Below are 26,410 nucleotides of genomic sequence, written 5' to 3' on the forward strand. Positions count from 1 at the left end.
TACATGGCAGAGATAGTAAGAATGCCCAAAATGAGCGATACAATGACAGAGGGCGTCATTGCAAAATGGCATAAGAAGGTGGGCGATACCATAAAATCAGGTGAACTGATGGCTGAAATCGAAACAGATAAGGCCACAATGGACTATGAATCTTTTAACGAAGGTACTGTATTATATATTGGGGCACCTGAAGGTCAGGCAGTTAAAGTAAACGATGTGCTTGCCATTGTTGGTAAGAAGGGTGAAGATTATAAAGCATTGTTAGAGAGTGCCGGCCAAGCTGCTACTTCGGGTGGAGCGCAGGAAGAGGCACCTAAACAAGAAGCAAAACCAACAAGCGCTGCCCCTGTTGCGGCCATTGATACCTCAGGAATTAAAGCTGAAATTGTATTGATGCCTAAAATGAGTGACACCATGAACGAAGGTGTTATAGCTGCATGGCATAAAAAGGTTGGTGATACTGTAAAAACGGGTGAGCTGATGGCCGAGATTGAGACGGACAAAGCCACCATGGAATATGAATCGTATAACACAGGAACAGTCTTATACATTGGCGCAGACGCTGGTAAATCAATTGCTGTTAACGGTGTATTGGCTATTGTGGGAGAGAAGGGTGCTGACTGGGCAACCTTATTAAAAGCACACGAAGCTAAAGGCAAAGGGGAGGCTCAGCCTGCCAAAGCAGAAGCTCCAGGAGCATCAAACAATGATGCAACGAGTAAGAACACTGCAGTTGTTGAGGAGCATAGTACAAATGGACGCATTAAAGCATCTCCTTTAGCGAAATCAATGGCTAAAGAAAAAGGCTATGATCTAAACCAGATAAAAGGCACTGGCGATAACGGCCGCATCACAAAACAAGATATCGAAAACTTTAAACCTGGTGCTGCTCCTTCAGCAACTAAGTCTGCATCAGCTGGTGCTGCTGTGGTTTTACCGACTGTTGTAGGGCAGGAGAGTTTTGAAGAAGTAGCAGTTTCACAAATGCGCAAGGTAATTGCTAAGCGCCTGAGTGAAAGCATGTATACAGCACCTCACTTCTACCTGACCATGGAAATTAACATGGACAAAGCAATCGAAGCGAGAAAAAGTATTAATGAAATCAGTCCTGTTAAAGTAAGCTTTAATGATTTAGTGCTAAAGGCAGCCGCAGCCGCTTTACGTCAGCATCCTGATGTAAACGTAAGCTGGTTAGGCGATAAGATCAGAAAGAACAACCACATACACATTGGTGTGGCTGTGGCTGTAAAGGATGGCTTATTGGTGCCGGTGGTTCGCTTTGCAGATAATAAGTCATTGTCTCATATTTCTGCTGAAGTAAAGGACCTGGCACAACGTGCACACGATAAGAAACTACAACCTAAGGACTGGGAAGGATCAACTTTCTCTATCTCTAATCTTGGTATGTTTGGTATCGATGAATTCACAGCCATTATCAATCCTCCTGATGCTTGTATTTTGGCGGTAGGTGGTATTAAGGAAACGGCTGTTGTTAAAAATGGTCAGCTGGTACCAGGTAGCGTAATGAAGGTTACCCTATCCTGCGATCACCGTGCAGTAGATGGAGCTGTGGGTTCTGCTTTCCTTAAGACTTTAAAAGGCTTGCTTGAAGATCCCGTTAGGATTTTGATATAAGTTCTCATAAGAGATTTCTCACTTGTTAATTAAGGCAATGATAGAAATTCGTGAACCGATAGTAGCTTATGGAAAAAAGAAACTCACCATTGAGGAGTACTTGGCTTTTGAGCGATCTTCGGAGCAGAAACACGAATACTTCCAAGGCGAGGTTTTTTTGATGCTTGATGAGCTTCCTAGTACCACTTCGGAGTTAGAAGTATATGCTAGATCAGGAGCCAGCCAAACTCATAATATCATTTCAGTTAATGTTATTGGTGAGTTATACATTAGGTTAAAGGGTAAACCATGTAGACCTTATGGAAGTGATATGCGGGTTTTTATCCCGGAGAATACACTTTATACCTATCCCGATATTTCTGTTTTCTGTGGTGATGTAGAACAAACCAATGAAGATTCAGTTGTTGACCCAACAATAATCATAGAAATCCTTTCTCCCTCAACTAAAAATTATGATCGGGGAAGTAAGTTCAAGTTGTATAGGGATATTCCATCACTAAAAGAATACATACTTGTAGAAACTGAAACGATAAATATCGAAGCGTTTCGAATCAACAAATCAGGGCACTGGGAATTAGAGGAGTATAAATCGCTACATGATAAATTAGAAGTAGCTGCAATTGGTGTTGATCTGCCAATCGAGTTTATTTATCAAAATACTTCATTGACAAAAAATGCAAAGTAAAAGTTTTTGCTTGTTGTATTTGCTCTTACTTCTTGCATTCATGAGTGCCTCTGCGCAATTTGATCCACTAACTGTATATGCTAATGGCAGTGGAACGTATTCTCGGTCGAAAAATACGGAGTTGTCAGGTAATTCAGAAAATACATTGCAAAATGCAGTCGGTATGTTCTCATTAGGAATATTTCCTATACCTAAATTCTTAACTGGTATTGGGTTTTCGTTGGTCAATACTAATGAGGAGGCGAAAAATGTTGGTTCATCATCAATTACCTATTTATATTATTTGAGTAAATCTACCTCTAGAAACATCGGGCCATTTGTACGCTACTATATAGCCAAAGGCTTTTTTTGTGAGGCAAATTACATGTTTGGTCATCAGGAAACTTTTCTTGAACAAACCATTGTTTCAAATCAATTCTTAGGGGTTATTACTTCCTCTTCCCAAAAGACTGAAGTGAGTTTGAGAGGATTTTCTGTTGGCGCTGGCTACTCCTTCTTTGTAGGCAAATCACGGAACTTGTCAATCGATGCAGGTGTTTTCTATCAATCATACAAAGCTTCTTCTAAGTATGCTGCATTATCGGCAGGATTAGGGGTGAGCGGTTTCATTTTTAAAAAAGATAATAATGACTAAAATACATTCTACAACTGTTCTTGCGGTGTTACATAATAACCAGGTGGCTATTGGTGCCGATGGTCAGGCTACCATGGGTAATTACGTGGCCAAAAGCAATGTGAAAAAAATCAGAAAGCTGCTTGATGGCAAAATTGTTACAGGTTTTGCTGGCTCCACTGCCGATGCCTTTACTTTATTAGAGCGCTTTGAAGAGAAGCTGAGTGCTTATGGTGGTAATATGAAGCGCGCAGCCATTGAGTTGGCTAAAGACTGGCGAACAGATCGCTACTTACGCAGATTAGAATCTATGTTGATTACAGCCAGTAAAGATGAGTTGCTGATTCTCTCAGGTACTGGTGATGTACTGGAGCCGGATAACAACGTGGCCGCTATCGGTTCAGGAGCCATGTATGCACAGGCTGCAGCACTGGCACTTAAAAAGCATGCACCACAACTTACCGCTGAAGAAATTGTAAGAGAAAGTCTGAACATCGCTGCAGACATCTGCATTTATACCAATCACAACCTGGTGGTTGAAAAAGTTTGATACGGAGTTTATTACTGATTGTTGTTCTAGCCTCAGCCTGCATGCCTGATAAATCTGATAAGAAGGATATGAAAGTTGAGACCATCAGACTAAAACCGGGTGAAGATCTTTACGTTGCACTGCAAGACTTTGTAGCACGCGAAAAGATTGAAGCAGCCTTTATCATCACTTGTGTGGGGAGTTTAACAGGGGCCAACATCCGTTATGCTAATCAGGGAACACCAACGCTAATATCAGGTCATTTTGAGATTCTATCCCTGGTAGGAACTCTCTCTATTAATGGAACACATTTGCACATAACTGTAGCAGACGGTGAGGGAAATTGTAAAGGAGGTCACCTGACCAAGGGTTCTACAATTTATACCACTGCCGAAATCGTATTAGGCGTACTACCAGAAATACGTTACTTGCGTGAGTTGGATAGCACATATGGATACAAAGAATTAGTTGTTAAGAAGCTGGGGGAGTAGTAATTTCTTCATCGGCTGAACTTTTCTCAATCTTTTGTTTGGAATTTCCACCATTGGTGTCTTCTAAAAGAATAACAAAGGCTTTTAAATGTTCAGTGTGTCCTAAAATTATTTTAAACACACCAATTGCCGGAACAGCTAGTATCATACCTGCAATACCCAACAATTTACCTCCTAGTAATAAGGCGACAATCGCGGCAAGTGCATTAATACTTACTTTAGAGCCGGTAATACGAGGTGTAATAAAGTTACCTTCCAGAAATTGAACAAATGAGAAAATGCCAACAACACCAACCGCATACCAGGCACTATCTTTGGTTACCAGCGCTAAGAAGGCTGGCAAGGCTGCACCGATGAATATACCTACATAAGGTATAATCGTAAGTAGTCCGGAAAGCAAGCCAAAGAAAATAGCATGTTCAATACCAAGGAGGGCTAAGCCTATAGTATTTAATGAGGCTATAATCATAGTAACTAATGCCAGCCCAATCACATAACCTTGTAATACATTCTCCAATTCTGTCTTCCACAAAAAATCTTCCTGATCGGGTAATAGTTTTTGAAAGAATAACTTAAACTTATCCCTATATATTAGGAACAGAAAAATGTATATCGGTATCTGAATAATAAGTGAAATGAGATTTCCGGTTGAAACCAAGATATCACCTATATAAGTGCTGACACTTTTAACCGCATCTTTCACCAGGTTATTTTGGTCTAATATGCTCACACCAAAATCTTTTCTCAGCGAACTTCTGATGCTATCGGTAAACAATTCCAGTCTTGTTTGAATATCAGGAAGGTCATTAACCAGTGCTACAATCTGATCGATAATCAACCAGCCGAGTAAGGAAAGACAAATAGTAAAGCCAAGCAATACGAGCGTTATAGCAAGCACAGTATTGATTTTTTTGCGCTCCATCCATTTAACGGCAGGTAGCATGACAACAGCAATAAACCCTGCAAAAGCTATGGGTATAAATATATCCTTAGCCAGTATCAGTGCTACAATGCTTAGCGCAATAACAATGAAAAGCTTGTAAGTATAATCTAATCTATTGAAGGTCTTATTTTCCATTGCTTAAATATATATACTCTACTGTTGAACTGCTATGCCTTATCGATAGCCTCTAAAATAATATTACAAGCTTCATGTATTTCGCTTTCGCTGATGATAAGTGGTGGTGCAATGCGGAAGCTGTTCGGGTGAGATAAAAACCAATAGCAGATCACTCCCTTTTGTTTTGCATACTCCACAATCCGATTTACCACCTCATCAGTTTCAAAGTCGATGGCAAACATTAAACCGATACGCCTGATGGCTTTTATTTTTGGGTTTTGCAAAAGTGATTCAATGAGCTGTCCTTTGGACTCAACGCCCGATAACAGTTTTTCTTGTTCTATTACTTCCAATGTTGCCAAAGCAGAGGCGCAGCAAACCGGGTTGCCACCAAAAGTAGTAATATGACCTAATGGTGGGTTGTAAGTAAGTTCTTTCATTAGCTTTTCATCGGCTATAAAGGCACCAATGGGCAACCCACCTCCAAACGCTTTACCAATGGTTAATACATCAGGTACCACATCAAATTGTTCGAAGGCGAATAAGGTACCTGTCCGTCCCATCCCACATTGAATCTCATCGAATATTAACAAGGCTCCTTTCTCTGAGCAGCGTTTACGCAAGGCTTTGATGTATTCTTTTGAAGGAATGCGCACTCCCGCATCGCCTTGTATGGTTTCTACAATAACACATGCTGTTTTTTCGCTTATTTGCTCAAGGTCATCTATAACATTGAAATCAAGAAAATACACATCGGGCAGTAAAGGTCTATAGGCTGCCTTTTTCATTTCATTTCCGGAAACGCTTAAAGAACCATGCGTACTGCCATGATAAGACTTGCGCATGGAAATGATTTGTGTCCTTCCAGTAACACGTTTAGCAAGTTTTAAAGCGCCTTCATTGGCTTCTGTACCTGAGTTTACAAAATAGGAGCAGTTCAGAGACTTGGGCAACAGACTGGCTAATTTTTCGGCAAGGGCATTAGGGCTGTTTTGAATAAACTCACCATATACCATTACGTGCAAATGCTTATCAACCTGATCTTTTATGGCTTTTATAACATGAGCATTACCATGGCCAATACTACTTACGCCAATACCGGAAATCATATCGATATAGCGTTTGCCATCAGGAGAAAAGAGATAAACGCCCTTCGCGCTTTCTATACTAATGTTGTAAGGGTAAGGTGTGGTCTGCGCCAGTTTATGCAGAAACACCTCTTCACTGAAATTCATGATTCAAATTAAGTGATTCTCAATTAAAAATCTGCAAATCCATTTGAATACCACTAGTTTTAAAAATAGTAGAGATTTCATAATATGGATCATCCGTCTGACCGCTGAAAGCAGAAGCTAACAGCGGTCAGACGGATTTTAGGTAAAGACGCGGATTAGTAGTTTTAAAAATTAGGTTTATAGGTTTGCTAAGACCATTTGAAAGTTGAATTTTGAGTTTTAATTGAACAGAATGTCCGACCCCGAAGAAGAAAGTGAGAGCAAAAAAGTAATGGTGATTACTTACTATTGGCCTCCAAGCGGAGGTAGCGGGGTGCAGCGCTGGCTCAAGTTTGTTAAGTACCTGCCGCAGTTCGGCTGGCAGCCTTATGTTTTCACACCAGAAAATCCGGCATTCGATTTAAAAGACGAATCATTACTAAAAGACATACCACCTGAAGCTGAGGTGCTACACTTTCCTATCTGGGAGCCATACGGTTTGTTTAATAAACTATCGGGTGGGGGAGTTCAGGTTAGCGCCAACTCAGCCCCAAAAGCAGATTCGTTGTTTAGTAAACTAAGCATTTGGATCAGAGGTAATTTCTTTATACCCGATCCACGTGTTTTTTGGGTGCGGCCTAGTGTTAAATTTTTAGATGATTTCTTAAGAGAAAAAAGAATCAGACACATTATCACTACAGGTCCACCACATAGTGTGCATCTCATAGGCTTAGGTTTAAAAAAGCGAAACCCCTCTTTGAAATGGACAGCCGATTTCCGAGATCCTTGGAGCGAATGGGGTTTTTTGGATACTTTAAAGCTTAGCAAGCTGGCCAGAAAAACGCACCAGCAATTAGAAAAGAAAGTACTCACTACAGCAGATAAAGTGACCACTATCACTCCATTTTATGTCAGACATTTTCAGCGGTTGGGCGGCCGAAAAGTTAATCTGCTCACCAATGGTTACGATGAAGAGGACTTTCAGGATTTCAAAACTGAAAGACCGGATCGTTTTGTAATCCGTCATGTGGGTATTGTTAACGAAAAGTGTAATCCAATTCCGTTCATGGAAGCATTAGCTTCCTTATGCGTTAAGCATGCTGAATTTAAAAATGCAGTTCAGGTAGATTTTGTAGGGCAGGTTAATGCACGCTTTGCAAATTATGTGAAAGAACATGCTGTTTTAAAGACGATTACAACATTAACCCCAAACATACCTCACAAAGAAGTGGTGAAGCTATACGGCAAAAGCGCCTTATTACTTTTGGTGCTTACAGGCTACAAAGATGCAGAAGGCTACATGCCTGGGAAGTTATTCGAATACCTGGCAACGGGCCTGCCAGTATTAGGCATTGGGCCAGAGCAGGGCGATGCGGCTGATTTGCTAAACAAGTCTGGAGCTGGTGTAATGATTCATGAGAGTCAACAGCAACAGATCAAGGATATTTTACTTCATCATTTTATAGTGTGGGAAAATTCAGGTAGTAATTCCTCGCAGTTAGGAAATGAATATTCACGAAAAGCTATGACGGCTAGGTTGACCGAAATTCTAGACTAAAGAAAATTTTATAAAAATGTTTATGAGCTGATCAGATGATCAATCACCAACTTGAATTTTCTCTCATTCTCTTCTGCATTCAATATTTTTGAGGCGCTTACAGCATTTTGTTTAAAGAGCCTAATTTGTTCAGTACTTAAATTACTTAATTCATTTGCCAAACTTGCAGCTGTAAAAGCTTTTGACACAACTCCTAACTTGTGTTCATTAACAATGTTAGCCATTTCAGGTGTTGGCCCTACGGCAATGGCTAAACGCGCTTGAATAAAATCAAATAATTTATTTGGTAGCGTATTGGCGTAGTTGAAGTTAATCGGGGGTAACAGGAATACGCCCATGTCATATTGATTGATCGTTTTCACTACATCTTTACTGGCAACTGATGGTAATATCCTTATTCTTGGATCCAGTGAAGCTGTTGACTTTAAAGTTTCAATATATGCTTTGGTTTGCCCGGAAGCATAGTTGGAAGTTATCAGCATAAGATCTAGGGTAAAACGATCATCAAGCAACTTCATCATGTCAATCATTAGCTCCAATTTACGTGAGGCATTGGCGATGCCATGATGAATCAGTCTGATTCTGTTTCCAATCATTGGGCTAGGCTCTACTTCATGATATCGGGCTGCATTGGTAATAATGGTAGGTTTAATGTTGAAGTTTTTTTCGTATTCATTTGATAAACCTTGCCCCACTGTAAGCATTGCATCAACTTTTCGAATATATAATTTACAGAGGTGCATGTTAAATGGTTGAAAAAATAAGCGCCAGATGAGTTTATCTTCAAAATGACGTGGTGCATATTCATGGGCATCAAAAATTACTTTTGCTTTTCCCTTTAAACTGAAGGCAAGGGGGAGGGTATCCACATCATTTGCTATAATCAGGTCGAAGGCTTTATGAGCCAGAATGGAATGAAGATACTTTTCATAATCATGAAAAAGTTTGTAGGCCAATTTATATATTCTGAATACCAAAGCCAGGCTAAGTAAACCTTTGCGAAAAAGGGTAAGTTTTGTTTGGTTAATCTTGAAAAGCGTAACATGATCTAATGGATCTGCATTAAAGGCCACTAATGAAACCATATAGTGCTTTGCTAAAAATTGAACCTGACGCATTACTCTTGCATCGTGCTTAAGGTTACTAAAAACCAGCACCAGAACTTGTTTTCTCATCTGACGCGAAGATAATTAAGTTTTAGTAGCCTTTTCATATGCCTCCCTATCCATCTAAAACACTATTTTTGCCTGTTACATGGTACGAATTAGTCGGTCATTCATTAAGGGATCATTAATCTATACATTGATAGGATCATTGCCTATGGCAAGTGCTATTCTGTTAATTCCCTTTTATATGGCCGATTTGTCCATGGCAAATTTTGGAGCGCTTTCTATATACATGGCGTTTTCGCTACTGATACAATTACTGGTTAATTATAGTTTTGATGCTTCTCTCTACATTCATTACCATGAGTATAAATCAGATCCCCCAAAGCTTGCCAGTTTTATAAGCTCTGCTTTTGTTTTCATGTTACTATCTGGAGGTATTCTTTTAATTTCCTTCGAATTAATAGGAGATTGGGTTTTTGCCAGATTTTTCAGTGACAAAGATCTGTCCTTTCATCCGTATGGTCAATTAGCTGTGCTAGGGGGTATTTGTCAGGCAATCTTTAAAGTGCATAGTAATTTACTTCAAACCCGCGAAAAGCCAGAGACCTTTTTTTGGGCAAACCTTTTTGTGTTTTCGGGAATAGCAATTTTTACAATAGCCGGACTTCAGTATTATCCTCAAACATTGATGGGGCCATTAGGGGGTAGACTTCTCGCATTAGCCTTAGCAGCAGTTTGGGTATTATTCAGAATTTTCAAAGCCTATAAGATTCAATTCAACTTCAGGCTATTGACCGCCTCTTTTAGTTTTAACTTCTACACCTTCATCTATCAGTTGCAGCAATGGCTTATTAATTATTTTGACAGGGTATTGATGTTATATTTTATCCCTTTAACATCAGTAGGCGTATATGATTTTGCACTTAAAGCATTGATAGCTATAGAATTTTTTATGAATGGGCTCCATAGTTCATTCTTCCCAAAAGTTGTTAAAGAAGTAATGTCTCAAAGCTTAAAGACAACCACTACAAACATTAACCGCTATTATCATGGTCTAATAGCTGCAGTAATGGTTGTTGTTAGCATTTCAGTTCTTATAATCCCTCATTTGATTGAGTGGCTTGCTGACCATTTTCACAGGCCTGAATATAAACTTTCGATCTCACTAGTTCCATATATCGCGGCATGGTACTTAATAAAAGTTGTGAGAAATTATTTTGGCTTTCCCTACAGCGTTTTAAAATATACCAAGCCTTTGCCAGTTATTTATACAATAACAACCATTATAAAACTGGCAGGAGTAGTAATTGTTATACGTAATTTTGGCCTAGTGGGTATTATTCTGATTAGTATGTTTGGTTCCGCAATTGAAGTTTTATTGCTTCACTATCAGATCAAAAAGAAGTTTAACTTTCACTTTAATAAATTAAAAATATTGATAGCCCCTTTATTACTTGTGTTAATTTTTATAGGAGGTGAATTTTTACTTAACTCTGTAGATCAAAACTTAAGACATGCGGGCTATTTTATTTCATGCCTCATTATTTTGATGGGTATTTATAAAAATGAATTTAAGTACATTAAGCCATTTCAAATCCTTAAATGACAAAATTTCAAATACTTCTTGCTTATTGGTTTCGCGCGTCTAATAGCAAACTGGTAAAGCCCCAACCTATACTATTAGAAAAATTCCGGAAAATTATCTTTTTCCTATCCGTGTTGTTTTTTAAGCGTTGGATAACGAAAAGTCAGTCTACTAGTCTTCAATTAGTAGACAATGTTGACGATGACTTAAAGATGCAATTGGATATCACAAAAAAAATGGGTGCAGCTTTTTTTTGGATTGGGTATCATGAATTTAATGAATGGCGTTACCTCCATCGCTTTTTAAAGCACGATATGGTTTTTGTCGATGTAGGAGCAAATCAGGGTGAGTATGCTTTATTTGCCGCTAAACGCTTGAAAAAAGGAATAGTACTTGCATTCGAACCTGTGGATTCATTCTTTAACCAACTAGGTATAAATATAAAGCTTAATGGGTTTACTAACATACGGTGTTTCAATTGTGGATTGGGACAAACAGCTGCATCCATGCCAATCTACATGGCCAAAGAGACGCAAGCTATGGCTCATGAAGGTCTAGCTACTATCTATCCATCTAACGACAGAGGGCATTTCGTACAAGATATTCAAATAGAAGTTTTTGATGATATGGACAATACCCTTGCTTTAAATCGTTTGGATATTGTCAAAATTGATGTGGAAGGAGCGGAGCTTTCTGTACTTAATGGTATGAAAAATGCAATTTTAAAGTTTAGACCACACATACTAATTGAAATGAACGAGATTACTTTTAACACAGCTGGTTATGAATTAAATACTGTTTTAGAATTCTTTTCCAAATTGAATTACACTGCATACAGTATAAATAAAAAGGGTGGACTTTCGGTCGTTGAACAAATTAGTGGGGTGGTTAATTGTGTATTTGTGCCAAACAAGATTGACTAAGTAATTATGCTTAATTTCTCTAATGCTAAGCACTAGATCAATGAAAATACTCTTCCTTACGCCATGGTATCCAGATAACAAGGTATCAAACCACGGTATTTTTATAAAAGAGCAGGCGATGGCAGTTGCTGAGGAAAATAGTGTTTTTTTGATTTCATCAAAAATTGACTACTCAAAATTTCGATTATTTTCTTGGTCGGTAACTGAATCGCTCTCAGGAAATTTGAAAGAGTTCAGAATAGTGATTCCAAGATCTTTGCCAATTATAAATCAGCTAAATTATTTCATTATTAGTGCTTACGTTTCTTATAAGATTGGTCGTGCATTTAATCCACAAATCGTTCATGGTAATATTGGTTATCCTGGTGGTTTTTGGTCGTATTGCGTTTCAAAAATACTAGGAGTTCCCTTTATAATTTCAGAGCACTACTCTCGTTTTAAATACAACTTCAGAAGCCCTATACACAAGTTTCTTACTTTGTTCTCTATGAAACGTGCAACTCGAGTGCTATCTGTAAGTAGTCACTCTGCTGAAGAAATTGAAGGTAATATAAATAGGAGCGTAGACATTGTACCCAATATGATTGATGTCAAGCGCTTTTCTTTAAAAAACAACCTAGATGATTCTTTGCAAATCGGATTTTTAGGAAGTCTTGATTCCGACACCCATCAGAAGGGATTGGATTTATTATTAGACGCACTGAAAGATTTTGATCTTGACTTCATACTGCACGTAGGCGGATCTGGTCGCTATTTGAATTACTATAAAACTTTGACTAAAGAGTACGGTATTGAATCTAAATGTCAATTTTATGGATTCATTGCTTATGAAAGCATTCCTGTGTTTATGAATAAGCTTCACTTTTTTGTAAGTGCAAGTAGATTTGAAAGTTTTGGAATAGCCATGATAGAGGCAATGGCATCAGGCTTACCAGTGATAGCAACAAATAGTGGAGGGCCTAAAGATTTTATTAAGGATTTTAATGGTCTAATGGTTGAGGTAAATAGCGCCTTTGCTATGCAATTGGCGATTCAGAAAATGGCTCACAATCTTGAAAAATATAAAAGCGAAGAAATCCGATCCTACATTGAGGAAAATTACGACAAAGAGAATTTTAAAAGACAAATAACTGAGATCTATCAAGAGTCTATCTTAGAAAAGTAAATTCAGAGGCAGTGGATGAGAGATTAAGATTCGTACATATCAGAACACTAGTATTTCTTCTAAAAATAAAAGGTCCACACCAACGATAAAGTTAGTGCAGACCTTTTATTATAAAAAGACAGAATATTAATTTAAAGCAGGTATGCCGGATGTAACTCTTTGAGCATCTCCATTAATTACACCATTGAATCCGTTAGTTGATTGATCTAACACGACATTACCCTGTGTTTCATTGAAAGACCAATGGCCAATAAGTCCCGGATGAGAAGCACTTATCTTTTTTGTATAAATGTCTGCAACTTCAACAGCGCTTAATGCCCTGTTCCAAATCCTTAATTCGTCAAGCTGCCCCTTGAAGTAGTAAGTTATATCGTTACTAAACCAAGAACCAATTTTAGCAACTTCACTAGGAGAATTGGAATTCATAGGATTGTTTGAACTTCCTTCATAGGCACCCCCTTTGTTTACTCCGTTCAAGAATAAATCCATATCGGTTGCTCCACGAATAATAGCTGTCAAATTTACCCATTGTCCCCTTGTATCATCAATGGGTGCAGATTTGGCGCGTCTAAAGGCTGAATTATTCCCTCCTAAACCATCTCCATAGGTAATTCCCATATGTTGTTGCGACATGGTGAGTGTTATTCCATTATAAACGTTTAGATTATCTTGACTGTCAAAGATGGCGATATTGCCATTACTTGAAGCGTCTAAATTAACCCATACTGATATTGTGACAGGCAATATTAAATCATCATAAATATTACCTAAATCGACATAATCATTAATACCGTCTAAAAGGATGGCGTTGTTTACTGTGCTAGTAAATAACAGAGTTGTGAGCGGTGTGTTTTTATAATTTTTTAATTCAGCGCTAGTAAAATCTGCTATGCTTGTCTCGAAACCTTCTTTTTTGACCACTACTCGATAGCCTGAATAGCCATCACGAATGGTTGTTAAAGTTGTATTATTTTGTTTGTCACCGGTAAAAAGGGTATCTGTTTCTTCACCAATCACCGTTAAAGTGTGGTCAGTCAAATCAAAAGTTTTCGCCACTTCATTATAAATCATTGCTGATGATAAGAAAGAAAAAGTTTCAACAACATTAAATCCAAAAGTAGTATATCCAAAATCAACTCCGGCAAATCCTTCTGCACTGATTACCTCAGGACTTAAATTCGTAACCTGATCGGTTTGAACTATGAAATCTATAGCAAGGGGAGTGTTAACTAAATAAGCCAACGAGGAACCACTTTTAGGTGCCACATACAAGACTTGGTTAGACGCATCAAGTACTATAAATTCTTCCAGGGTATAGTTTCCAACTCCTAAAACAAGGGGTTCACTGATGTATTCTCCAGAAATGCTGTAAAGACTAATCTCTTCTTTATCCTTAATTAGTTCGCCACCACTATTTTTGATACTGACAAGAATTTTACTGGCAGTTTCCTGTACACGGGCATTTCCAGCTGAGTTATTTGTATAAGAAAAGGTGATTGTGCCTTGTTTGGCTCCTTCATCATTACATGAAAGTATAATGAAAAATAGTGGTGCTAAAAGCAAAAAGGTTTTGGTTCTTAGATTACGCATACATTTAGGTTAAGTACTGACAACTAGTAACTCAAAAGTAATTGTTTTAATAAGTTTAGCAAAATATCTAATTATCTTTAGGCTCAAGTAGTATTGTAAACGTACTACCAACCCCAGGTTTACTGCTTACTTTAATGCTGCCTCCTAAACTTTCGGCTTGCAGCTTAACTAAAAATAGCCCTAATCCTTTTCCTTCTGTGTGGGTATGAAATCTTTTATACAAACCAAAGAGTTTGTCTTTATACTGAACTAAGTCTATCCCTAAGCCATTATCCTGCACTTCTATTTGTATTTGTTTGCCAATCCTTTGCGACCTTAGGGTAATGACTAAAGGGCGTTCGTACGACCGATACTTTATGGCATTACTAATCAGGTTATACAATATGCTGTGAACCATTGGTTTAACACTCTCAAATTCACTTAGGCCAAACTCATGAGTAATAGTTACTTCCTGCTCTATAATCTCACGCTGTAGTAAGGTTTTTATTTGTGTCAGTTCTGCTAGTAAAGACACTTTATCGCGCACGCTTGATACATCATTCTTTAATTCAATAATGTGACTTAAATCTTTAATTGTGCCATCTAATGCTTTTATAGAATTATTAAAATGCGCAAAGAGTTCTTTATTATTTTCACCTAGTTCTTTTGGGTTGAGTAAACTAAATAAACCTTGCAAGCTAGCCACTGGACCCCTAAGGTTATGGCTTATGGTATAAGAAAACTGTTGCAGGTTGTTGTTATGACTTATTAGTTCATGATTCATTTCAGTTAGTGTTGCATTCGACTGAAGCAAACTACTGTTAAGTTGAATATTCTCCTTTTCAAGTTGCGCGCGGTGTTTTTCAACGAGACTAGTGGCCAACATAAGCTCTTCCTGCTTGCCTGAAAGCTGATTAATCAAGTCAACATTTTCCTGTTCAGATTTCTCAAAGCTATATTTTAAAAAATAGGTACTGGCAGCAATGATCAGATAAGTTGCAGCAACAATAAAGTTGATGAAATAGTAATTGGGGCCTTCAAACCCCAGATTGTAATAACCTACACCAAAGAATTCATGGATAGGATCATATAGTAGAATGCAAAGTAAATTGATGATTAGGGCGCTTATCCAGAGTTTGCGCTCGCTAAGATCAAATAGAATGAAAGGAATAATTGTAGCTGTAAGCAGCGTTAGCCGGAACTCGAAGTATTGCATTTCTTCCAGTATGCGGTAGTTGAATTTATCTAATACCGATATAACAAGAGAACCAATACTGAGAAAGATTGCAAGTAAGATACGGCTGGCATCGGTATGGCCAATTTTGTTTAATAAAAGTGGTGTAAGAAATAGCAGTGTAAAAGCAAAACCGGTCATGGTAGAATTGATCAGACCGAAAAAACTGAATGAAACAATGGTGAGGAAGCTTGTAAAAATGGCTATTAACAGGCAAACACGATTGCTTAGCAGGATAGTCCTTTTTTCCATTGAAGAATAATGTGATTCAATACCCCAGTAGCTTAGGGTCTGCCAAAGACTTACCATACAAACAATTAGGGAAGTTAGTGGCTTGTTCAGTTAAATCCAATTAATTCCTTTTTTCAAAAGACTTAATGTTTTGGCTTCGTTGCTATCAGGTTCTGGTTGATGACTATATGCCCAGTTAGCCTGGGGGGGAAGACTCATTAAAATTGATTCAGTACGTCCATCAGTCTCTAAACCAAATTTGGTACCCCTGTCCCATACTAAATTAAACTCAACATATCGTCCTCTTCTCAAATATTGCCACTGCTTCTCTTTCTCACCATAAGGCAACGCTTTATTCTTGGTCATAAAGTAAGTGTAAAGAGGGGCAAAGGCTGTTCCTACAGATTTTACAAAATCAAAACGATCTTGCTTTGTAAACTTCTCGTCCTCGGTTAGGTAATCAAAGAATATTCCGCCAACACCTCTCGTCTCTTGTCTGTGTTTAATGTAGAAGTAATCATCAGCCCACTTTTTAAAATCGGCATAGTACGATTCGTGATGTAGGTCGCAAGCCTGTTTTAATTGTGTATGAAAATAGCGTGCATCTTCCTCAACTACATAGTGAGGGGTTAGATCTATGCCACCACCGAACCAATATTGACCTGTACTCATTTCAAAATAGCGCACATTCATGTGAATGATGGGTACCAACGGGCTATGTGGATGAATAACAATTGAAACCCCCGTTGCAAAAAAGTCTGCCGAAGTCTCGTTTAGCTTAAGCATTTTTAACGTATGCTCAGGTGCTTTGCCCCATACGGCCGAAAAATTGACTCCACCTTTTTCAATAACAGCACCATTAGTAATGATGCGTGAAACGCCACCTCCACCACCTGGTCTATCCCATTTGTCACTAATAAATTTACCCTGACCATCTGCTTTTTCTAATTGGTCGCAAATAGATTGTTGTAAAGAAATGAACCAATCGTGTATCTCTTCTCTGCCTGGCATATTCTTAATTAAAACACTGCAAATTAGCACAACTTCCGTAACCTATTCCTGTAAAATTAAAAGGGTATTTTGATGTTTTACTTATCTTTAAGGTCTCAATAAAAGATAGGAAAGCGAGATGGAAATATCCCAGTCAAAAGCGAAAAGTCGAGTATTGAAATCCCCAATTGAGCGCAAAATTTTGCTCAAAGCTTATGAATTAATGCATACTGCTAAGCGTATGGCGGAGACCTACGATGAGAACCGTGAAGTTTGCAGTAAATATGTACACAGTACCTCTCGAGGTCATGAGGCCATACAATTAGCTGCAGGTCTGCAACTTAAGCCTTTCGATTATGCCTCGCTATACTACCGCGATGAATCTATGTTATTGGGCATGGGATTGCAGCCCTACGAGTTGATGTTACAACTCATGGCTAAGCGCGATGATCCTTTCTCAGGTGGCAGAACCTACTATGGGCATCCATCACTCAAACGAGAAGGGTTTCCACTAATTCCGCACCAAAGTTCAGCTACAGGCATGCAAGCCATTCCGGCTACGGGTATGGCGCATGGTATCGCCTACTTGGAATCACAAGATTTACTGAGAGCAGAAGAACCTCCAGTCACAATTTGTTCATTGGGTGATGGCTCAGTGACCGAGGGTGAGGTGGCAGAGGCTTTTCAGATGGCAGTACTAAAGAAGCTACCCATCATTTATCTTATTCAGGACAATGATTGGGGAATTTCAGCTACCGGTAAGGAAATGCGGGCCATGGATGCTTACGAATATGCAGAAGGATTTAAAGGCCTTGAAAGAATGGCTGTTGATGGCTCTGATTTCGAAGATTCGTACCTGGGTATAAAAAAAGCAATAGACTATGTACGTAAAAAACGTGCACCAATTCTAGTACATGCAAAATGCCCTTTGTTGGGGCATCATACTTCAGGGGTACGCAAAGAATGGTATCGTGAAGATTTGGAGCAACATCAAAAATTCGATCCGCTAGATAAGCTTCATGCTTACCTCCTCGAAAAGGGTGAGACTGAAGAACAACTTGATGAGATAAAACAAACTGCTGCCGATATAGTAGCCGGTGATTATTTAAAAGCAGTAGCCGCTGCAGATCCGGACGTTAATGATTTCGATTCGCATGAATTTGCAAACACACCTGTAACTGAAGAAAGTGGTAACCGAAGCCCGCAGGGAGGTGAGAAGGTGGTGATGGTGGATGCGGCATTGCATGCTGTTGATGAAATTTTAAAGAAGCATCCGGAGGCATTATTCTATGGTCAGGATGTAGGTAGAAGGCTAGGGGGAGTATTCAGAGAAGCCGCAACCCTGGCACAGAAGTACGGAGACGATCGTGTTTTCAACACACCCATTCAAGAGGCCTATATTGTTGGTTCAACAGCCGGTATGTCTGCCGTTGGTGCCAAGCCTATTGTAGAAATACAATTTGCCGATTATATATGGCCTGGTATAAACCAGTTGGTTGAGGAGCTCTCCAAAAGCTGTTACCTGTCGAAAGGTAAGTTCCCTATTCAATCAGTTATACGTGTACCTATTGGTGCTTATGGTGGCGGTGGTCCTTACCATAGCGGTAGCGTTGAAAGCACGTTGCTAACGATAAGAGGGATTAAAATAGTTTATCCTTCTAATGCAGCTGATATGAAAGGCTTGATGAAAGCATCTTTTTATGATCCTAATCCGGTAGTAATGCTGGAGCATAAAGGCTTGTATTGGTCTAAAGTACCAGGTACGCTCGAAGCAAAAACAATTGAACCTGACGCTGATTATATTATTCCGCTGGGTAAAGCAAGAGTAGTTGAGCATGCTAGTGAAGAGAAGATTGAAGCGGGTGAATCGTGTGTTGTGATTACATATGGTATGGGCGTGTATTGGGCGAAAGAAGCTGCGAAATCTTTTCCTGGACAGGTTGAAATTATTGACCTGAGAACATTAAACCCAATAGACTGGGAATGCATTGCTGATTCAGTAAAGAAACACAGTCGTGCTTTTGTACTTACAGAAGAACCACTGATGAATTCATTTGCTGAATCACTCGCAGGAAGAATCTCTAAGGAATTTTTTCAATATTTAGATGCACCTGTATGGACTTTGGGTGCAGTCAATTTACCAGCTATACCTTTAAATGTTGAGCTTGAAAAAATGATGCTGCCAAATGCAGATAAAGTAAAGGACGCTTTAGGACAATTATTGACTTACTAGGACTATCATTATTAGGTTGTATAATAGTTTACAACGAATATTGATAGGAGGATTACGAAAGTGGCGATAACAATGTGTTTGGTTTAAAACTGACCAACTTTGTAAAGTACCTTGCTACAGATTTAAGACTGCTCAATTAATTCGCTGAAATGTTTTTTTTAAAACCGCTGTATTGAAAAACTAAATGAAAGCCGTTCAGTTTATTGATAACAATTTCGTAATAAGTGGGCTATGCCCGGGTAATACTCGCACATTACTTTTGAGTATTACTTCTTCATAGGTTTAGGTTCCCCTGGGTTGAGAGGCCTTGGGGAATCCTTTTATAATGGCATGGCTAAAAGACAAAAAAAGCGCGAAGTAGAAATAGTGGTGTTATCTGATATACACCTAGGAACCTATGGCTGTCATGCAGAAGAGCTTCTTAAGTATCTTAAAACTATCAAACCTAAAAAACTTATTCTGAATGGTGACATAATTGATATGTGGCAGTTCAGTAAACGCTACTGGCCAAAATCCCACATGCAGGTGGTAAAACATATTACAGGTCTGTTAGCAAAGAATACCAAAATCATTTACCTAACTGGTAACCACGATGAAATGCTGCGCAAATTTGCGGGCTTTAAGCTTGGTTCTTTTGTAATAGATAACAAAGTAGTTTTAAAACTTAATCAGAAGCGCGCATGGGTTTTTCATGGTGATGTGTTTGACATTACCATGCAATACTCTAAGTGGCTGGCTAAACTCGGTGCAATAGGCTACGACACACTTATTGTTTTAAACACCTTTGTAAATTGGATATTAACCAGGGTTGGCAGGCAGAAAATTTCACTTTCTAAAAAAGTAAAAGACAGCGTGAAGAGTGCTGTTAAGTTTATCAATAATTTTGAAACTACTGCCGCAGATATAGCCATAGAGAATGGGTACGATTATGTGATTTGCGGTCACATTCATCAGCCTGAAATAAAGCATATACAAACAGAAAAGGGAGAAGTGCTCTACCTGAACTCGGGTGATTGGGTGGAGAACTTAACGGCACTTGAATTTGATGGTGTAGCGTGGCGCATTTACAGGTACTTTGAAGATGAACACGCCAAAACAATTAAGTTACCTAAAAGACTTCGGGATAAGTTGGATAATGATGAGATATTCCGCGATCTTGTTAATGAATTTTTAACGGTTCGAAAGTGAAAATACTCTACGCAATTCAGGGCACAGGCAATGGTCACCTGGCCAGGGCTGAAGACATTATTCCCGAACTGCAAAAGCATGGCAAACTTGATTTATTTGTTAGCGGGGCACAGGCAGATATTAAGTTAGATCATCCTGTAAAATATAAATCAAAAGGCTTAAGTTTTTATTTTGGTAAAGGTGGTGGAGTTGATTTGTTGAAGACATTTCGTAAGAATAGCTCCAAAGATGTTTACAGAGAAATTAAAGAATTTCCTGTAGAGAAGTATGATTTGGTAATCAATGATTTCGAGCCTATTTCTGCCTGGGCTTGCAGGCGAAAAAATATTCCTTGTGTCGCCTTAAGTCACCAGTCGGCCTTACTCTCTCCAAAAGTACCCTCGCCCAAACATTACGATCCAGTTGGTGACTGGATACTGAAAAACTATGCACCGGCACAAGCGCATGTCGGGTTTCATTTTGCACAGTTTGATAGTAATATTTACACACCCGTTATCCGGTCAGGTATAAGAAAAGCTATTAACACAATGCACGACCATTATACAGTGTATCTTCCTGCCTATGATGATCGTAAGTTGGTGCCACTCTTGGCAAAATTACCCTATGTGCGATGGCATATTTTTTCAAAGCATACAAAAAAGGCCTATCACATAGGGAAGCTTTCTGTTTACCCGGTTAATAAAGAAGAGTTTGAGGCGAGTATGACTTCGGCCAAAGGCGTATTGTGCGGAGCAGGGTTTGAAACACCCGCAGAAACATTATACCTGCACAAAAAACTAATGGTGGTACCGATGAAGAATCAATACGAGCAATACTATAATGCAGCAGCGCTTAAAGAATTGAATGTACCCGTTTTAAAGAACCTCAAGAAAAAAAGACTGGAGACCATTGCTGAATGGATTGAATCCGATATTATAGTAAATATTGATTATCCCGATATTACCGAACAGGCCGTAAATGATGCCGTTAGTATTGGCAAGTCCCTATAAGCAACATTATCGCACGTTTACGCACTTCATCATATCTTAATACCAGTATAAAGCATACATAATCAAGCGGTAAAGTTGATGCAGTATCTTTCTTAAAACTCTTTCTAATGGGTGATAAGCAAGCGTACAGGATATTAGTTGTGGATGATGATCAGGATATACTTGACTTGCTGGAGTACAATCTCGAGAAGGAAGGCTTTAAGGTAAAGACAGTATCCGACAGCGCTAAAGCAATTCGAGTAGCCAAGTCTTTTCAACCAGATTTAATTATTCTCGACATCATGATGCCTCATCCCAATGGCATTGAAATCTGCCGGTATTTACGAAACAGTAAAGGTTTTGAGGATACCTATATATTCTTTTTGACTGCCCGCTCGGAAAGTTATTTTGTGCAGGCAGCCTTGGATACAGGTGGTGATGACTTTATAGAAAAAATTGTTGGTTTAAGAGCCTTGACCTATAAAGTCAGCACGGTGTTGAAACAGCATTTTGTAATTCGCAAAAGTATTGTGAAGCTTACTGTTGGCTCACTTACCTTAAACCGCAAAAAGTTATCAGTTAAAATAGGCAAGCGTGAAATGATGTTGAGCAAACCGGAGTTTGAATTACTTTTCTTTTTTGCACAGAATCCGGGTAAACAAATTAGCATAGATAGTTTGCTGCAAACAATTTGGGGATCAGAAATTTATTTGGTTGAACAATCTATTGAGGCCTACATTAAAAACCTGAGAAAAAAGATCGGTCACCATATTCTTGAACAAACCATCGATAAGCATTTTTACCTTTCACTAACCTAAGGGATTGATTGGGAAGAATATTCTGGAAAACCATGGGTACTTAAAAACAAAAACCGCTTCAATTACGAAGCGGTTTTTGTTTGAAATTGACCGCTAACATCGAGTCTCTGACCTCGATCATCTATTTTCTAACCACGATCTATCTCGTAGGGTCTTCAAAAGACTTCAGCTTACTCACCTCAACTTTATTATTCTTTTTATCCACATCTGCCATTCTCATTGATGGATCAATCTCAATAGTATCAATCTCGCTTGCCTTTTTGCTAAGCTTGGCAGTATAAGTAGGGTAGACCCAAGGCCATGCTTCCAAATCCGTTCTGGCAATACCAGTGTTCTCATTTATCTTTTTACCCAATAATTCGTTCAATGGAATGTATAGCATTTCTTTGCTGCCATCTTTATAAGTAACCACTAAATCAATCGGCATAGGGAAATCACCCAATCTCTCTAAAGTGACCAAAGTGCTACCTTCTTTTTCAATTACACTTTTAATTCCATAGTCAATGCGTTTGGTTGTATTAACCCAGTAGTTCATGTACCAGCTTAAATGCAGACCACTTGTTTTTTCCATCACACGAATGAAATCATTTGGTTCAGGATGTTTAAACTTCCAGGTGTTGTAATATCTGCGCATAGCTTTATAGAAAACTTCTTCTCCCATTACATATTTTAATTGGTGAAGAAATACAGTGCCCATTGAATAAGCAGCTGTACCGTAGGCTCTATTGGTATTATAATGATCCGAATGTTGACTGATGGGTTCCTGTAAACCGCTGTTAACTAAAGCAAAATAACCCCTGTAACTACCATCATGCGCTTTGTTTTTATCTTGGTTAAACATAGCAGTCATTGATTCATTGGAAGAGAAGTCTGTGAAGCCTTCATCCATCCATGGGTATAATGCTTCATTAGAAGCCAACACACCCTGGTACCAACTGTGTGAAACTTCGTGCGCCATAACACCCACAAGACTACCAATACTTCTCTCACCAGTTATAAGTGTACACATAGGGTATTCCATACCACCATCGCCACCTTGAATAATGGAATACGTTTCGTAAGGGTACTTGCCAAACGTTTTATTCATGAACTCAAAGTGTTTAACACTATAGTTCTTTAGTTCCCTCCAATTGTTCGTTGTTTTTTCACCAGGCTGATAAAAGAAATGAAGCATTGGTCCGTTGGGTACTTGTGCAGTTTCGTGTACGTATTCAGGATCAGCAGCGAAGGCAAAGTCAATCACGTTTTTGGCAACAAAGTGCCAGGTTAAATCACCGGAAGGGCGACTTACTTTACTGCCAGCACTTTCATAACCATGTCCGATCTTATCAGCATTTTGTAATACACCAGTTCCACCAATTACAAATTTGGGGTCTATTGTAATCTTAACATCAAAATCTCCCCACACACCTTGAAATTCTCTGGCTACATATTGATAAGCGTGCCATCCTTTAAAATCATATTCAGCTAGTTTTGGGTACCACTGCGTCATAGAGTAAGCAATATCCTCTTTGCTGTTGCGCCCCGATCTTCTTATTTGAACCGGCACTTGTGCTTCAAACTTCATATCGAAAGTTGTTTTGCTGTTCGGCAACAAGGGTTTAGCGAGGGTTACTTCCATTACAGTACCTTCTATATTCCAGGTAATGTCCTTACCATCTTGCTTAAGCGATTCAATATGCTGATATCCAATCTCGCTTTCGCTTAGTTTGGATATTCTATCACCCACACGTGCATCCGGATCTGTAATATTTCTTGAGCGTACATCCATCATGCTACCCGGCTGAAAAGCATTGAAAAATAAATGATAATATACTTTTGTAAGGGTGTCTTTAGAATTATTGTTATACACTAGTTTTTGAGTGCCCTTCACTTTATGCGTAGATACATCGAGTTTTACATCCATGCTGTATTCAGCGCGTTGTTGCCATCGGTAGTCTTGGCCTTGTGCGGTAAATAGCACACCTAATAAGCAAAAGGTAATAATTGACTTGTAATACATGCTAATAACAGTTTATTAGCTGTAAGTATATTGAAAGAAAGGCTTATTGCCAAGGGCTTTTACGCGACTTAAACGCTGGCAACCAGCTAAAGGAGGCTGTAATGAAGCTGCTTTCTGAAAAAGTGAGTGTTTCGCTGGGTAAAGCTTTGGGTATGCTATAAACATACGTAAGCAGCAGATTGGTTTTTCCTATGGAGATGCTTACAGGAAGGGTAAAGGAGTAATTCATTAATCCGGACTCCCTGGTCTCTGTTACAATAGTGGGAAACACTTTACCATAAGTTCTAAAGTTGTATAAAGCCTCTTGTCTTGTTTGCGGAATTAATACTTCTGTGCTATAAAATATTTCATCCCCTAAAAGAAGATAGAAAGCAGGTAATATAGCAATGCGTTTGATCAGTGCTTTTTTCTTGATTTCGAATGTAGCGCCAATTGAGGGCATAATGCGTTGAACACTTTTATCACCAAAATAAAGTGAATACGTCAAACCGGTATTCAACCAACGATAATCAAAACTAGTGTTGAGTGAAGCCGCGTTTTTATAAGGTATGTATGCGTCTTCAGTGTTTGTATTGTAAAAATAGCGATCGTAAGTAGCCATCATACTAAACTTTTTGGAGATGATTGGTGAATAACCGACCGAAGCAATAGTGAGGTAGTAGGAGGGATCAAAGTCATTACTCCAGAAACCGGATACGTCTGCAAAAAGTCCGGATTTGTGATAGTAAGAAATGCCGGGTGTCAGTCCAAAATTCTGAATACCAAGTGTTCTTCCGGCTGCAATTACATTACTGTTATAACCTAATCTGAAAGCTAATTGTGAGTGAGGATTGGCATTCAAACTTAATAGGCTATCGATGAGCGAAAATACAGAAAGTGAATCACCGTTGATCAGAAAGTCAAGATCATCGCCAAGTAATAAAGAATCAACATCCTGTGCATTTACAGCAGAAGACGTTGATAATATGATGGTTAAAAGTAGAAGCCGAAGGCTTTTCATGCCATTGACAAAACGGTTTTAGTTATTGCGTTGTTGTTGCCTTTGCTGCATACGGTCACGTTGCAATTCTCTTCGCTGCTGCTGCATTTGTCGTTGTTGCACCTGGTGTAAAATAAGTTTACGAAAATCTTCCTCCGCCCTGCGCAGTCCCATAAGTTTTTCCGGAGAAATGGTTTGTCTTATCTTTCCTGAATATTCTTTTTCAAGATCAAGGTTTTGCTGTTTCAATTTGTATTCAAGATCAAGCAACTCATCGGCTGGTTTGCCTTCTTTTCTTGCCTGATTGAATTGGTGCTTGAGTGTGCGCTGCTTTTCAGTAAACTCCCTGTAAAGCGGCCAGAATTTCTCTGCTTCGGCTGGTGTTAGCGCCAACCTTTCTGTTATATAGGCAACACGGGCTGCATTAATTTTCTCCCTCGCGGCAGGATCTGGTGGTAATGCTTCCTCATCTTGCGCAAAGCTGCTGTAGCCTGCCAGAGAAAATAAAACAAAACTAAGAGCTAATATCTTTTTCATGCGTTACAAATTATTTATTTCAATTTCATCTAAAAGATCTTCCATCTCATCACCCGGAAATGATAAACCGTAAACTACATTTTCCAAACTGTCAGCTTCTGCAAGACTAGGGTTCATCTCATTTAAAAAATCTTCATAAGAGGTAGTTTCTGCATCGGCCAAAAATTCAATAAGAGCAGAAGTTTCTATGGTAGCGAATAAGTCATCCGTATTATTGGTATCGGCAGCGGGTTGCGAGAACCAGACCACACCTAAAACACAAAGAACTAGTACGGGTAAGGTATATTGTAGTGTATAACGGAAAACAGATCTTTCCATTAAAGCTGGTTTCTGCTCAATTCGGGCACTAATTCTACCCGGAAGTGTCTCAAAATAGCCCTCAGGAGCGCTAAAGTGATCTTTTTTGGGTATGTCTTCGAGTTTCTTCATCTTCAGGTGTTAGATAGGTTTGAGGAGTCAGGGTTTAATTAGATGATGATTAATTCTTCAATTTTTTTCACTGCATAGTGATAACTCGCTTTTAAAGCCCCTACACTTGTCTTTGTTATATCTGCAATTTGTTCATAAGTAAGGTCTTCGAAATATTTCATGTTAAAAACTAGCCGCTGTTTATCAGGCAATTGTAAGAGTGCTTTCTGTAGTTTAAGCTGAATTTCGTCACCGGAAAGTCCTGGGTTGGCATCCAGTTTGGCGCTCAGCTCGCCAGCCAGATCACCGATAGGTAGAAAGAAGCGTCTTTTTTTCTTTTGTAAAAAAGTCAGGCATTCGTTGGTTGCAATTCTGTAGATCCAGGTAAATAGTTGAGCATCTTCGCGAAAGCCATCAATATGCTTATGTATTTTAATGAAGATCTCTTGGGTAATGTCATCGGCATCATCATGGTCGATTACCATTTTACGCACGTGCGTATACACCCGCTGCTGGTAGGTGCGTACCAGCATATTAAAGCCATAGTTCCGGGTTTCGGGTTGCCGAATCTTAATGAGTAGTTCGCGGTCTTCCAAGACTTGTTTTGTTCTTTGGAATTTAGATAGATTTTTATTGTAAAGGTTTAAATCAGGTTGAAAAATATTTTTTTAAGTTTATAAGATAGT

Annotated in this window: 24 protein-coding genes; 13 read left to right on the forward strand and 11 right to left on the reverse strand. The window is 38.8% G+C overall.

Going from position 1 to position 26,410, the window contains the following annotated elements; genetic code table 11:
- Window positions 1-3: 3 nt before the first annotated feature.
- From SanaruYs_RS00540 to SanaruYs_RS00560, 5 genes are read left to right on the forward strand one after another with little or no spacing between them, the layout of a single operon-like run.
- A complete protein-coding gene (locus SanaruYs_RS00540; protein WP_127120562.1) occupies window positions 4-1,635 on the forward strand; it encodes a pyruvate dehydrogenase complex dihydrolipoamide acetyltransferase in 1,632 nt (543 codons plus the stop codon).
- Window positions 1,636-1,672: 37 nt separating this feature from the next.
- A complete protein-coding gene (locus tag SanaruYs_RS00545) occupies window positions 1,673-2,320 on the forward strand; it encodes a Uma2 family endonuclease (RefSeq protein WP_127120563.1) in 648 nt (215 codons plus the stop codon).
- A gap of 40 nt (window positions 2,321-2,360) precedes the next feature.
- Window positions 2,361-2,954 carry a hypothetical protein gene (locus SanaruYs_RS00550; RefSeq protein WP_218022337.1) on the forward strand — a complete coding sequence of 198 codons (594 nt, stop codon included), beginning with the start codon at window positions 2,361-2,363 and terminating at the stop codon, window positions 2,952-2,954.
- Window positions 2,947-3,483, forward strand: coding sequence for an ATP-dependent protease subunit HslV (gene hslV / locus SanaruYs_RS00555; protein WP_174842756.1), 537 nt, complete (start codon window positions 2,947-2,949; stop codon window positions 3,481-3,483). Before SanaruYs_RS00550 ends, hslV begins: the two co-directional genes overlap by 8 nt.
- Before the next feature lie 41 nt (window positions 3,484-3,524).
- Window positions 3,525-3,953 carry a PPC domain-containing DNA-binding protein gene (locus SanaruYs_RS00560; RefSeq protein WP_246011801.1) on the forward strand — a complete coding sequence of 143 codons (429 nt, stop codon included), beginning with the start codon at window positions 3,525-3,527 and terminating at the stop codon, window positions 3,951-3,953.
- Here the strand turns inward: SanaruYs_RS00560 and SanaruYs_RS00565 are convergent.
- Together SanaruYs_RS00565 and SanaruYs_RS00570 are read right to left on the reverse strand one after the other, a co-directional pair.
- Window positions 3,934-5,031, reverse strand: coding sequence for an AI-2E family transporter (locus SanaruYs_RS00565; RefSeq protein WP_127120566.1), 1,098 nt, complete (start codon window positions 5,029-5,031; stop codon window positions 3,934-3,936). The two genes, SanaruYs_RS00560 and SanaruYs_RS00565, sit on opposite strands and share 20 nt — an antisense overlap.
- 32 nt (window positions 5,032-5,063) lie before the next feature.
- Window positions 5,064-6,248 (reverse strand): aspartate aminotransferase family protein, encoded by a 1,185-nt coding sequence (locus tag SanaruYs_RS00570; RefSeq protein ID WP_127120567.1) that lies wholly within the window; start codon window positions 6,246-6,248, stop codon window positions 5,064-5,066.
- Window positions 6,249-6,480: 232 nt separating this feature from the next.
- On the opposite strand from SanaruYs_RS00570, the gene SanaruYs_RS00575 reads away from it, so the two are divergent.
- Window positions 6,481-7,785, forward strand: coding sequence for a glycosyltransferase family protein (locus SanaruYs_RS00575; protein ID WP_127120568.1), 1,305 nt, complete (start codon window positions 6,481-6,483; stop codon window positions 7,783-7,785).
- Between the two features lie 20 nt (window positions 7,786-7,805).
- On the opposite strand, the gene SanaruYs_RS00580 is transcribed toward SanaruYs_RS00575, so the two are convergent.
- The gene (locus SanaruYs_RS00580; RefSeq protein ID WP_127120569.1) at window positions 7,806-8,960 is read right to left on the reverse strand and encodes a glycosyltransferase family protein; all 1,155 of its coding nucleotides are present in this window, start codon (window positions 8,958-8,960) and stop codon (window positions 7,806-7,808) included.
- Between the two features lie 79 nt (window positions 8,961-9,039).
- Between SanaruYs_RS00580 and SanaruYs_RS00585 the strand changes: the two genes are divergently transcribed.
- Genes SanaruYs_RS00585 through SanaruYs_RS00595 form a run of 3 tightly spaced genes read left to right on the forward strand, consistent with a single transcriptional unit; the run spans window position 9,040 to window position 12,567 of the window.
- Window positions 9,040-10,500 (forward strand): lipopolysaccharide biosynthesis protein, encoded by a 1,461-nt coding sequence (locus SanaruYs_RS00585; RefSeq protein ID WP_127120570.1) that lies wholly within the window; start codon window positions 9,040-9,042, stop codon window positions 10,498-10,500.
- Window positions 10,497-11,402, forward strand: a complete 906-nt coding sequence (locus tag SanaruYs_RS00590) for an FkbM family methyltransferase (protein WP_127120571.1) — start codon at window positions 10,497-10,499, stop codon at window positions 11,400-11,402. The genes SanaruYs_RS00585 and SanaruYs_RS00590 overlap by 4 nt, the downstream gene beginning before the upstream one ends.
- 40 nt (window positions 11,403-11,442) lie before the next feature.
- Window positions 11,443-12,567, forward strand: a complete 1,125-nt coding sequence (locus SanaruYs_RS00595) for a glycosyltransferase (protein ID WP_160118553.1) — start codon at window positions 11,443-11,445, stop codon at window positions 12,565-12,567.
- A 126-nt stretch (window positions 12,568-12,693) separates the two neighbouring features.
- On the opposite strand, the gene SanaruYs_RS00600 is transcribed toward SanaruYs_RS00595, so the two are convergent.
- The 3 genes from SanaruYs_RS00600 to hemF all read right to left on the reverse strand — a co-directional run bounded on the left by SanaruYs_RS00600 (window position 12,694) and on the right by hemF (window position 16,612).
- A complete protein-coding gene (locus SanaruYs_RS00600; RefSeq protein WP_127120573.1) occupies window positions 12,694-14,157 on the reverse strand; it encodes a LamG domain-containing protein in 1,464 nt (487 codons plus the stop codon).
- A gap of 67 nt (window positions 14,158-14,224) precedes the next feature.
- Window positions 14,225-15,622 carry a sensor histidine kinase gene (locus tag SanaruYs_RS00605; RefSeq protein ID WP_160118554.1) on the reverse strand — a complete coding sequence of 466 codons (1,398 nt, stop codon included), beginning with the start codon at window positions 15,620-15,622 and terminating at the stop codon, window positions 14,225-14,227.
- 90 nt (window positions 15,623-15,712) lie between these two features.
- Window positions 15,713-16,612, reverse strand: a complete 900-nt coding sequence (hemF, locus tag SanaruYs_RS00610; RefSeq protein WP_127120575.1) for an oxygen-dependent coproporphyrinogen oxidase — start codon at window positions 16,610-16,612, stop codon at window positions 15,713-15,715.
- A gap of 118 nt (window positions 16,613-16,730) precedes the next feature.
- Between hemF and SanaruYs_RS00615 the strand changes: the two genes are divergently transcribed.
- From SanaruYs_RS00615 to SanaruYs_RS00630, 4 genes are all read left to right on the forward strand, one after another.
- Window positions 16,731-18,824 (forward strand): alpha-ketoacid dehydrogenase subunit alpha/beta, encoded by a 2,094-nt coding sequence (locus SanaruYs_RS00615; RefSeq protein ID WP_127120576.1) that lies wholly within the window; start codon window positions 16,731-16,733, stop codon window positions 18,822-18,824.
- Between the two features lie 330 nt (window positions 18,825-19,154).
- A complete protein-coding gene (locus tag SanaruYs_RS00620) occupies window positions 19,155-20,012 on the forward strand; it encodes a UDP-2,3-diacylglucosamine diphosphatase (protein ID WP_127120577.1) in 858 nt (285 codons plus the stop codon).
- Window positions 20,009-21,001, forward strand: coding sequence for a glycosyltransferase family protein (locus tag SanaruYs_RS00625; RefSeq protein WP_127120578.1), 993 nt, complete (start codon window positions 20,009-20,011; stop codon window positions 20,999-21,001). The genes SanaruYs_RS00620 and SanaruYs_RS00625 overlap by 4 nt, the downstream gene beginning before the upstream one ends.
- A gap of 107 nt (window positions 21,002-21,108) precedes the next feature.
- Complete coding sequence (locus SanaruYs_RS00630) at window positions 21,109-21,798, forward strand: response regulator transcription factor (RefSeq protein ID WP_127120579.1); 690 nt, start codon at window positions 21,109-21,111, stop codon at window positions 21,796-21,798.
- Between the two features lie 139 nt (window positions 21,799-21,937).
- On the opposite strand, the gene SanaruYs_RS00635 is transcribed toward SanaruYs_RS00630, so the two are convergent.
- From SanaruYs_RS00635 to SanaruYs_RS00655, 5 genes are read right to left on the reverse strand one after another with little or no spacing between them, the layout of a single operon-like run.
- Entirely contained in the window at window positions 21,938-23,800 is a 1,863-nt protein-coding gene (locus SanaruYs_RS00635; RefSeq protein ID WP_127120580.1) for a M1 family metallopeptidase, read from the reverse strand.
- A gap of 43 nt (window positions 23,801-23,843) precedes the next feature.
- A complete protein-coding gene (locus SanaruYs_RS00640) occupies window positions 23,844-24,800 on the reverse strand; it encodes a hypothetical protein (protein ID WP_127120581.1) in 957 nt (318 codons plus the stop codon).
- A gap of 18 nt (window positions 24,801-24,818) precedes the next feature.
- A complete protein-coding gene (locus SanaruYs_RS00645; RefSeq protein WP_127120582.1) occupies window positions 24,819-25,316 on the reverse strand; it encodes a hypothetical protein in 498 nt (165 codons plus the stop codon).
- A 3-nt stretch (window positions 25,317-25,319) separates the two neighbouring features.
- Window positions 25,320-25,745, reverse strand: coding sequence for a hypothetical protein (locus SanaruYs_RS00650; RefSeq protein ID WP_127120583.1), 426 nt, complete (start codon window positions 25,743-25,745; stop codon window positions 25,320-25,322).
- A gap of 38 nt (window positions 25,746-25,783) precedes the next feature.
- Window positions 25,784-26,320 (reverse strand): RNA polymerase sigma factor, encoded by a 537-nt coding sequence (locus SanaruYs_RS00655; RefSeq protein ID WP_127120584.1) that lies wholly within the window; start codon window positions 26,318-26,320, stop codon window positions 25,784-25,786.
- Between the last annotated feature and the right edge of the window lie 90 nt (window positions 26,321-26,410).

The sequence above is a fragment of the Chryseotalea sanaruensis genome (assembly GCF_003990915.1).
In the GTDB taxonomy this organism is placed as follows: Bacteria; Bacteroidota; Bacteroidia; order Cytophagales; family Cyclobacteriaceae; genus Chryseotalea; species Chryseotalea sanaruensis.